Below are 10,194 nucleotides of genomic sequence, written 5' to 3' on the forward strand. Positions count from 1 at the left end.
CAATTCTTAGCTGGTCTTTAATATTTTTTTAGACATGTTAAACCCCAAAGATCTTAATAAGAATTTTAATCCTATTTTCTTTGGGGAAGAATATAAATCTTATATTTTTTTTATATACTTAAGTTCATCTTTACTTAAATGTCTATATTTGCCCTGTGGTAAACCATCTATTTTTAATTTTCCTATAGCTACTCTTTGAAGTTTAATAACTGGGCAACCAATATATTCAAACATTTTACGTACCTGTCTATTTTTACCTTCATGAATAACTACTTGTAATTTCGTTTTATCGTTATTTTTATCAATCACATTAATTTTGGAATATGATGTTCTGTAAACTCCTAGATCAGTTCCTCTTCTTAATTCATCAAGCTTCTCTTCAGATGGCATTCCTTTTACTGTTACTATATATTCCTTCTCAACCTCATGCTTTGGATGAGTCAATTTATAAGTTAATTCTCCATCATTAGTAAGAAGTAGCAATCCACTAGTATTATAATCTAATCTACCGATAGGATATATTCTAGTATTGATATCTATCAGGTCCATTACTGTTTTTCTACCCTTTTCATCAGAAACACTAGTTATGAAGCCAGTAGGCTTATTCAATATAATATATATTAAGCTAGAATCATTTTTAACAACTCTACCCATATACTTTACACTATCTGTACTAGCATCTATTTTAGTTCCTAATTCTTTTACAACTCTATCATTAACTAACACTTTTCCTTCTACTATATAATTTTCACATTTTCTTCTAGAAGCAATACCAGCATCAGCCAAATATTTCTGCAATCTGATCTCCATTCATTTTCCCTTTCTAAGCAATATTCATTATATAGATATCTTATATGTACTATACAAATTGAATCAAACAAATATTATAAACGCATCAACTTCATTCAATTTGTAAAATCAAGGTAAATATGTCAGATGTTTAATTCTACATATTTAGTTATATGAAAACAAAAGAAATTTTTCTAGTACTTTATTGAATATATATTTATATGTAACTTTTTCAACTTCTGTATTAGTAATTAATGGCACTGAGACATAATGTTTTCCATCAACATATATCTCTGCTTCACCTACAGTTTGCCCAATTTTTACTGGAGCTATTATATCAGGCTTAACATTATATATTATATATACCTTTTCGTCATTTGACAATGTGATTTCAACATTTTTTGACGTAAGTACATCTATATCTTTACCAATACCCTTTTCAACCCCAACTTGACACACAAGTTTATTACTAGTTAATACTGTTTTTGTTTCATAATTATCAAATCCATAATTCATTATTTTTGTAGTATCATTCCATCTGTAAGTTCTATTATTCGGCCAACCAGATGCGAGAACTACAGATATAAGTTCCAGATCACCCCTCTTAGCCGAACCCACAAAACAATATCCAGCTTTTGAAGTGAAACCTGTCTTGACTCCATTAGCTCCCTCATACATACTTAGAAAAGCATTTTTGTTAGAGACATTAAAGTTTCTACCCTCTTTTAGTTCACAAAAACTTCTAGCTGAAGTATTGATAAGCTTATTGAATTCTTCATTATTAAGGGCATACCTTGTAATAAGCGCCAAATCGTATGCAGTAGTATAATGTCCTTCTGCATCAAGACCATTAGGTGTTTTATAACATGTATTTATAGCACCGATTTGCTTAGCCTTCTTAGTCATCAATTTGCAAAATTCTTCAGTAGAACCGGCTACATGTTCAGCTATTGCAATTGCTACATCATTAGATGAAACTAACATTAATGCATGTAACAGATCTCCTAAGTAATATTGTTCATCTGGTCTAATATATAACTTAACCTTTGGGGCTTTTGATGCTTCCTTGCTGACTTTTACTACTTCGTCAAACTCACAAGACTCAAGAGCTACTATACAAGTCATAATCTTAGTTGTACTTGCCATAGCTCTTTCTTCAAACCCCTTCTTTTCCCACAATATTCTACCTGTTTTTTTATCCATTAACAAAGCAGAATATGCATATAATTTTTTAGGTTCATCGTTACATTCTTTTGCAGAAACTATATTACAGGATAACATTATTATAACCATGAATATGTATATTATTATGCTAGTTATTTTCTTCATCTTAATCATCTTTCTAATAGAATTCCTTATAATAATTTATAAGAAAAATGATTAATTTATTCCTAATTATTGTTATTCGTCATGGGATTTAAATTCTTTTTGTACTTCTTGTTGTGCTTCGCTCTCAATAGTTGATAGTTTTTCTTCTTCTATTAGCGGTAATTCTTTTAAAGATTGGAATCCAAAGTTTCTTAAGAAATCTTGAGTTGTTCCAAAAATTATAGGTCTACCTGGTGCATCCATTCTACCTTTTTCACAAACTAAATTATAATCTATTAGTTTATTAATACAATGTACAGAACTTACCCCTCTTATCTTCTCTATCTCTGCTTTAGTTATAGGTTGTTTATAAGCAATTATTGATAAAGTCTCAAGCAATACATCTGTTAACACATAATTCTTAGCCTTATTATTAACTTTTCTTATGTAATCGTAATATTCTGTTTTGGTACACATTTGATAAGCATTATCAATCTCAATTATTGTTATTCCCCTATCAGGACTATCGTATTTATCTATGAGATTGTTCATTATCTTCTTAGTTGTATTTTTATCTTGTTTTATAACATCAGCTATTTTATCAAGTTCGACGGCTTCTCCCATAGTAAATAATATAGCTTCAATAATGGCTTCAATTTTACTCAACCGCATCTTTCTTCCCCTCTATTTCAACTTTTATTTCATATAATAGATAATTAAGCTACATAAATACATCCCAAATCCTAAATCTTCTATGTTATTTAGGTATTCAGGATTATTATATATATCTGTTATTTATTTAATTCAACTTAATCTATATACTTTATAATGATATCATCAAATATATCTCTTTGTATAATTGATATGTTACCCATCTTCATTAATTCTAGAACCGCTAAAAATGTAACAATAATCTCAACTCTAGATATCTGAGTTTCTAGAACATCTCTAAAACTTATGGTTTCATACTGTTTTGATAAATTAATAATATAATCAATCTTATCATTTACAGTATATTCTTCTCTAACAATCTCACCAAAGTCACTTCTTATAGTATCTATCTTATTATACTGTTTTTTCATAACAGATTGGAATATATCATAAATCATAGAAAAATCAATATTCGAAAGTATTTTGCTAGTATCTACTTTTTCCTCATAATTCAGAACTTCTATTGGGATTGTAGGTTCTTTAAAAATAACTTTTTTAGCATCTATTTGTCTTACTTTCAATTCATTTCTTATATACTTGAATTTCTTATATTCTATTAACTTATTCATGAGTTCTTCTCTAGGATCTGATTCTTCTTCATCTTCAACCTCAATAGGTAACAGCATTTTGGACTTAATATTTATTAATGTAGCTGCCATTTCAATAAACTCACTCATAACTTCCATATTTTTTTCTTCTAACTTCTTAATATATTCTAAAAACTGGTCTGTTACTATAACAATAGGTATATCGTATATATTTAATTTATTTTTATCTATTAGATGTAATAATAAATCTAATGGTCCTTCAAATACTTCTAACTTAATAGGAATACTCAATTAAAAAACCCTTTCCTTATATCTTATAACCCAGTAATTATCATAGTACTAAAAATGCTATCAATAATAATATTTACAAGCTTACTAATAAATCCAGAAGCTAAAAATAAAATGAATAAAGCTTGAATAACTTTTTCATATTGCACAAATTTGAAGTATGAGCGTGGATTAAGAGCCTGAATTACTTTAACCATATCAAATGGAGGTACAGGTAATAAATTAACAATAACTATAGCTAAGTTAAAAAGTATCAAGATAAATAGAAACTTAGTCAAATAATAATTCTGATTAAATGTTGAAACAAAAATAGGTATTAAAACTGCCATCAATAACAAATTAGATAATAAGCCAATTAATGTTATGGATATAAGACCTTTTTTCTTATCTCTTAATCTACCAGTATTGAAACTAAAAGGTTTCTGCCATCCAGCACCTAAAAACATAAAAGAAATTATTCCAAAAGGATCCATATATTTTAATGGATTAAATGAAACTTTTGTTTCATTCCTATACAATGGATGAACCAGATACTTATAACAAATAATTCTAGGATATTCATGAACACATACAACAATTACTGCACAGACAAAACTTATTACTATTTCTATTAATAATTTTATTGCTTCCATATCTTACACCTCATTTTTCATTCTATAAGATATTGTACTAATAATTGGTTATAATTTCAAGCAATACTTATAAAATCTTTGATTTAAAGTTGATTATCATTAGGTTGATTCTATTTTTAAATGTAAAAAATGGATTTCTAGGTCAGATAAACTAATGTAATGTGATTATTTGATATAACACTAAATTTAGTAATCAATCAGAAAAATAGAATATGATAAGAGAATCGTGTTATGTACATAATTTATTTAAATTTTTAACATTACTATATAGCAATAATTATTACAATCAAAATTTCTTGAGAGGGATCAAATATTATTCATTGTTAAAATACCTTTTTAGCATTATAATCTGAAGGTTTTTTTTGGTAAGCAACTTGGATACCTTCTGATTTATATGCTGAATCAATGGTAGTGTCTACAACTATCCACTCATTATCAACTAAAACTTCATTCCAAGCATGATAGACAGAAGTGAAATTACTTTCACCATGAACAAGCTTTGTTGGAATGTCAAGGCTTCTTAGCATTGCTGCAAATAGAGAAGCATAATCGTAGCATATTCCTTTTTGACTAGCTAATGTTTCACTAGTTGAAGGTAAATATCTGCTACTAACATCCTTAGCTTTTTCATTATCATAATTTACATTATCAATAATGTAATTATATATTGCTTCAATTTTCTCTCTGTCAGTCTTGGCATCTTTAGTTATTTTTTCAGCGAGAATAGCTGCTTTTGAATTGCTTGTCCATTGTACATTTTGGACACTAGCTAAAAATACTGCATATTTTGTTGATTCAATATGTACTTTGTCAGATGTTAACAATTTATATTTGTTGCCATCTACTCTTTGATATATTCCTACAGTATAATCACCATTGCCCATCTGTAATGGTAGCTCTTCATTTGAAGAATTAAGGTTATAGATATATTTATCTGAACCTTTCTTCACGACAACTTTTAAGTCTGAATAATTAGTAGTATCATAATTGATACTTACTGTGCCGTTATCAGCATTGACCTTTATAATTTCACTCTTAGCAAAAACTGATGTACCAGCTATTGCTACAAAAATTAATGTAACTATAAAAGTTAATACTATTTTTTTCAGTTGTAACTCTCCCTTCGGCATCTGGCTATCTTCATATGAAGACCCTATAGTTTTGCGTCCCTACCTCACGATAGGTTTGCCATATTCGTGGGAAAGAAAAGTAATAAAACTTCTCTTTCGGTAACTGGCTGCCATATCATATCTGACTTAGGCCCTTTAGTTTTGCGTCTTCAGCTTTCACTGAATTTGCCGCTTCGAGAAAAGATTTGACTACTAGGTAATCAAAGTCTTCCTCTGGTAGCTGGCTGTCATAGCTTATATTAAAGCCTTAGACCCTATAGCTTTGTGTCACATATTTTCATATGTTTTACGATTTACAGAATAATACGGTCAATACTGCCGACTCTTTGACTACCCTCTCACTAATATTATATCATATATTGTTGATTTGGTAAATATTTCTTTATGGTGTACAGCTCTCTAGCTATTTAATTTTTTACTGCTTATAATTTTAATTTTCCTGTTTCAATGATTGTTCCAATAAAATCTCAGTAGTCTCCAATGAAGAACAATTGCTTGCTTCACCATGACCAGGAATAATCACATCAACACTTTTTTCATCAAATCTGATTTTTAATTTTTTTATACTTTCTAACCATCTTTCAATATTTGCATCTGCTGTATTACCTAAGTTTTTTGACTTAACTGATTTCACCATACAACCACCAAATAATACTTTTTTTCTAGGATAATATACAACTATATTATCTGGTGAATGAGATTCTTCTGGATAATAAAGAATTAGTTTTTCATCTCCAAAATTAAGTTCTATTTCTTCATCAATACCTATATTCACAATTTCGGTAGGCTCTATATATTCTAATTCAGTGTATACATCATAATACTTTTTTAATTCAGGATCTTTTAGCCAGTCTAAAAAAAGATTTCTAGCATTTTCACCACGCTCTTTAATCATTTTAACCGTTTTTGATGTACCTATAATTTTAATATCTTGTTCAGCAAGATATTTATTCCCGCCTAAATTATCAAAATGAAAACCTGTATTTATTTCTGTGAATTTAACCTCTTGACCTGCTCGTTCTCGTACCCACTCAATAATTTTTCTAGTTGCTTCATTTTCATAAGGCGTATCAATAAAAGCTATTTCATCGTTTTCCATTTCAATAATCATTGAATTTCCATCCCATGGAAACTTATGGTTTATTACTAAAACACCCTGCTTAATTTCTTTAATTGTCAACTCCTCATCAATAACAACTTCATCCTCAATATCTAGTTTATAAACATACTCTTCTTTTTTAGAACTGCATCCAGCACAAACAATTATTCCTATCATAAACACTATAATAAATAATTTTCTCATATAAAATTCCCCCTTTTTCTTAGTATATCCCTTTATCATTTAATATTTTAAGTACTATTTTACGTGCATTTGCACCATCTGCATTATCATCACCATCAATGTTAACCGCAAAATAATACACGTTATCATCTTTTTCTACATAACCAATAAACCATCCATTAATGGAAGATTCATTTACAATATAAGTTCCTGTTTTTCCTGCTAAAACAGCATTTTCTCTTTTAGATAATTTTAATATTTCTTTAACCTCATCTATATTTTCCTTCTTAAATGGAATTTCATAATTATGTATTTTTTTAAGAAGAATCACTTGTTCTATAGGTGAAATCTTCAATGTTGATTTTCCATTTGTTATATTTTTCATTCCTTGCCAACTAGCTCTATTACCATAATCAATATTATTGATTAGATTTGTCATTTTTTCTTTACCTATATCTCTACTTAGCTTATCAAAATACCAATTAACCGAAAAGACCATTGATGTATTTAAGGTATGATCCTTGTTCCATATATCAAAAGGATATTTAGTTCCATCCCATTTCAACTCTGATTTTCCATCTTTTATTACTCCCTCTTCAAGAGCAGCTATAGCAATCACTATTTTAAAAGTAGACAATGGTGCCACACGTTTTTGAGCTTTTGAAGAATTATAAATGTAATATTTGTCTTCATTTTCATTTAACATAACAAATGTCCCATCATATTCACCAAAATATTTTTTAAATTGTTGGTCTATTCTATTAATAGGTAATTCTGATTCTTCACGACCCAAAACTTGCTGTCCATTACTTAGCAAAATAACTGCTACTATTATAAACGCTATTGTTTTTTTTATTCGTGTAGCTTTTTTCTCTTTATTGAATTCTGCAATTCTAAGTATACGATTTTTTATATTCGATTTTTTATTACTAAATCCTACTATTCCAGGGACAGATGTAGGAAAAGAGATTTTTTCTATCATAGTGATTATTGTGTTGCCATAATCCTTATATTCTTCTAATTTCAAATGAGAAAGAACATATGCATCACATGCAACTTCACAATCCTGACGCATTTTATAAAATGCATAGCTGACCAATGGATTAAACCAATACATAACTTGTAATATAACAACAATACAATTCTTTACAATATCTTTTCTTTTATAGTGTGCTAACTCGTGAAGAATAATATATTCCAGTTCTTTCATTGTCAAATCCTGTAAAATAGTTTTTGGAAATAATAATACTGGTTTAAAAATACCTACCAATATGGGCGTCTTGAAAAAATCACTTTGAGCAACACCCAGTTTTTTATTTACCTTCATCTTCAACTTGCAATTCTCAACAATCATATTAATATCCTTATCTAAAATAATTTCATTATCACGTCTTAATCTTAAATTAATGTAATAATTATAACTTATTATAATTAATGATATTATGATAACACCTATTAGCCAAATTATTGTTCCTTCATCATATATAAATGCCAGAGGACTCTCTCTCATGCTTATTGCATAATCGCCAGACATGTTAGTTGCTTGTTTAAGCAATCTACTATTTTCAGCCACCCCTCCTATTATACTTTTGGTAATGATTTCATTATTATTTTTTACATTTAACAAATAATGATAGATATTGAAAATACTAAAACGAGTTTCAACTGACTCTATTAACATCATTCTTAATACAAGTATATACCATATTGAATAATGCCACATTGCTCCTAATCTGTTTTTCAAAAAATATTTAATACTAAGAATAATCAAGATAACAATGCTTATCATTATTGATGAATGAAATATATGAATTGCAAATATATGAAAATTTAGCAATGTCTAACCTCCTTACTTTTCTGTTTTTTTATTTAGTATTTTTTTCAAATCATCTATTTCATCCTTACTGAAAGTCTCATCTTCAAGAAATTTAGCTAACATCAAACTGAAAGTCCCATTGTAAACACGATTCAAGAAATTCATATTTTCTTGTCTTTTACATTCATCTTCATTAACCATAGGATAATATAAATATTCTCTACCACTTTTATCAAATGAAATTGCTTTCTTTTTCAATAACCTATTTATTAATGTTCTTATAGTCCTATCATTCCAATTTACTTGACTTCCCAAATGATTAATTATTTCATTTGCTGTAAGAGGTGAAGTAGACCAAAGTATATTCATTATTTTCCATTCCGCACCTGATATTTGAGTATTTTGTTCCATTTCATCATCCTTTCATTTTTATGTATTACACATGTAATATTTTTATAGCTATATATTACACCTGTAATACTTAAATGTCAACTACTTTAAAATAATTTTCTGACTCATTATTAAAACTGTAGATAATTTCATAATCAACAAAAGGACTTAGCCTTATGTTGACTAAGTCCTTGAAAATAAATTATTGTCATTTTTTCTTTATTATTGATTCACTTTACTATCTTCATTTATTTCTTCATCGTTTTGTTCTTTATTGAATTTTACTGATGCAGCTTCAATATCGCCAAATGCCCAATGCTTACTGGATACATCATTAAACGATGGATCAACTACATCTAAACTAGGTCTAGCTATAATCTTATTAATCATAATTACTATTTGCTCTCTAGCAGTATCAGTATCAGGTCTAAATGTTTTATCTTCAAAACCTTTTACTACTCCAGCATTATATAATTTATTTATATATGATTGTGCCCAATGTCCAGAAATATCTGTAAAGATACTTTCGTCATCTTCTACTTCTGCACCAACATAATCCCAATATGCTGAGAAAACAACTGCTATTTCTGATCTTCTTATAGCCTGATTAGGTTTAAATGTTCCATCACCATATCCTTTGAATAAACCTATTTTGGTAATTGCTTTAATGTACTTGTATGCCCAATGAGCATTTGTTACATCAATATAGTTAGAATCACTTGATTCTTCAGTATCTAATTTTAGAATTCTTGCAAACATTGCAGCTACTTCTGCTCTTGTAACAGCTTTTTTAGGTTTAAATAAACCATCTGGAAATCCTTTGATATAAGGATCATAAAATTCAATAGCACCTAATGGAGTTGTAGGTTCATCTATAATTATTTCTTCATCTAGGTCTCCATCTTCATTATCATCAGTTGTATCTCCTCCATCTGAAGGATTGTCGTCTCCACTAGATGGGGTATCGTCTCCGCCTGAAGGAATATCTCCCCCACCTGAATTTTGTCTTTGCTTTACTACTACTGTTCTTGTTACTTCTTGTGCTTGATTACCTTTTTCGTCTGATACATTGTAGTGATAAATATATGTTCCTGCCTCATTTGTGGATACTCTTTCTACAAGGTTACCATCCTTTGTTATAGTTACTACTATATTATCTGTTATATCTCCATCTCTATTATCATGAGCTGTTGCTCCTGCATCTGTATACGTTCCTCCGTAGGTTACTTCTTCATTATCATTTCCTACTAAGGTTATCACTGGAGCTTCTTCATCTTCTTTTACTACTACTGTTCTTGTT

The 10,194-nt window shown here is 28.8% G+C and carries 10 protein-coding genes and 3 riboswitches; all 10 genes read right to left on the reverse strand.

Annotated features, from left to right (window positions below):
* Positions 1-99 precede the first annotated feature (99 nt).
* Positions 100-810 carry a pseudouridine synthase gene (locus ACX6CF_RS25935; RefSeq protein WP_458788283.1) on the reverse strand — a complete coding sequence of 237 codons (711 nt, stop codon included), beginning with the start codon at positions 808-810 and terminating at the stop codon, positions 100-102.
* Between the two features lie 144 nt (positions 811-954).
* Positions 955-2,118 carry a D-alanyl-D-alanine carboxypeptidase family protein gene (locus ACX6CF_RS25940; RefSeq protein WP_458788284.1) on the reverse strand — a complete coding sequence of 388 codons (1,164 nt, stop codon included), beginning with the start codon at positions 2,116-2,118 and terminating at the stop codon, positions 955-957.
* A gap of 72 nt (positions 2,119-2,190) precedes the next feature.
* Positions 2,191-2,769, reverse strand: a complete 579-nt coding sequence (gene scpB / locus ACX6CF_RS25945) for an SMC-Scp complex subunit ScpB (RefSeq protein ID WP_458788285.1) — start codon at positions 2,767-2,769, stop codon at positions 2,191-2,193.
* 137 nt (positions 2,770-2,906) lie between these two features.
* Positions 2,907-3,647 (reverse strand): segregation and condensation protein A, encoded by a 741-nt coding sequence (locus ACX6CF_RS25950; RefSeq protein ID WP_458788286.1) that lies wholly within the window; start codon positions 3,645-3,647, stop codon positions 2,907-2,909.
* Between the two features lie 23 nt (positions 3,648-3,670).
* The gene (locus tag ACX6CF_RS25955; protein WP_458788287.1) at positions 3,671-4,276 is read right to left on the reverse strand and encodes a zinc metalloprotease; all 606 of its coding nucleotides are present in this window, start codon (positions 4,274-4,276) and stop codon (positions 3,671-3,673) included.
* 323 nt (positions 4,277-4,599) lie between these two features.
* Positions 4,600-5,406 (reverse strand): transglutaminase-like domain-containing protein, encoded by an 807-nt coding sequence (locus ACX6CF_RS25960; protein WP_458788288.1) that lies wholly within the window; start codon positions 5,404-5,406, stop codon positions 4,600-4,602.
* Positions 5,399-5,476, reverse strand: a riboswitch (cyclic di-GMP riboswitch). Its footprint overlaps the gene before it by 8 nt.
* 25 nt (positions 5,477-5,501) lie before the next feature.
* Positions 5,502-5,586: riboswitch (cyclic di-GMP riboswitch) on the reverse strand.
* Between the two features lie 32 nt (positions 5,587-5,618).
* Positions 5,619-5,707, reverse strand: a riboswitch (cyclic di-GMP riboswitch).
* A 129-nt stretch (positions 5,708-5,836) separates the two neighbouring features.
* The gene (locus ACX6CF_RS25965; RefSeq protein ID WP_458788289.1) at positions 5,837-6,709 is read right to left on the reverse strand and encodes an MBL fold metallo-hydrolase; all 873 of its coding nucleotides are present in this window, start codon (positions 6,707-6,709) and stop codon (positions 5,837-5,839) included.
* Positions 6,710-6,728: 19 nt separating this feature from the next.
* Entirely contained in the window at positions 6,729-8,525 is a 1,797-nt protein-coding gene (locus tag ACX6CF_RS25970; protein ID WP_458788290.1) for a BlaR1 family beta-lactam sensor/signal transducer, read from the reverse strand.
* 12 nt (positions 8,526-8,537) lie between these two features.
* Positions 8,538-8,915, reverse strand: coding sequence for a BlaI/MecI/CopY family transcriptional regulator (locus tag ACX6CF_RS25975; RefSeq protein WP_458788291.1), 378 nt, complete (start codon positions 8,913-8,915; stop codon positions 8,538-8,540).
* Between the two features lie 201 nt (positions 8,916-9,116).
* Positions 9,117-10,194 (reverse strand): S-layer homology domain-containing protein (locus ACX6CF_RS25980; RefSeq protein WP_458788292.1); only part of this gene is annotated, 1,078 nt, incomplete at its 5' end.

It is taken from the genome of Vallitalea sediminicola (genome assembly GCF_054408565.1).

Excerpts from the sequence above, each read along its gene's own strand:
- ACX6CF_RS25935 (WP_458788283.1), bottom strand. The coding sequence starts at position 810 with ATGGAGATCAGATTGCAGAAATATTTGGCTGATGCTGGTATTGCTTCT.
- ACX6CF_RS25965 (WP_458788289.1), bottom strand. The coding sequence starts at position 6,709 with ATGAGAAAATTATTTATTATAGTGTTTATGATAGGAATAATTGTTTGT.
- ACX6CF_RS25975 (WP_458788291.1), bottom strand. The coding sequence starts at position 8,915 with ATGGAACAAAATACTCAAATATCAGGTGCGGAATGGAAAATAATGAAT.
- ACX6CF_RS25940 (WP_458788284.1), bottom strand. The coding sequence starts at position 2,118 with ATGAAGAAAATAACTAGCATAATAATATACATATTCATGGTTATAATA.
- scpB (WP_458788285.1), bottom strand. The coding sequence starts at position 2,769 with ATGCGGTTGAGTAAAATTGAAGCCATTATTGAAGCTATATTATTTACT.
- ACX6CF_RS25960 (WP_458788288.1), bottom strand. The coding sequence starts at position 5,406 with ATGCCGAAGGGAGAGTTACAACTGAAAAAAATAGTATTAACTTTTATA.
- ACX6CF_RS25955 (WP_458788287.1), bottom strand. The coding sequence starts at position 4,276 with ATGGAAGCAATAAAATTATTAATAGAAATAGTAATAAGTTTTGTCTGT.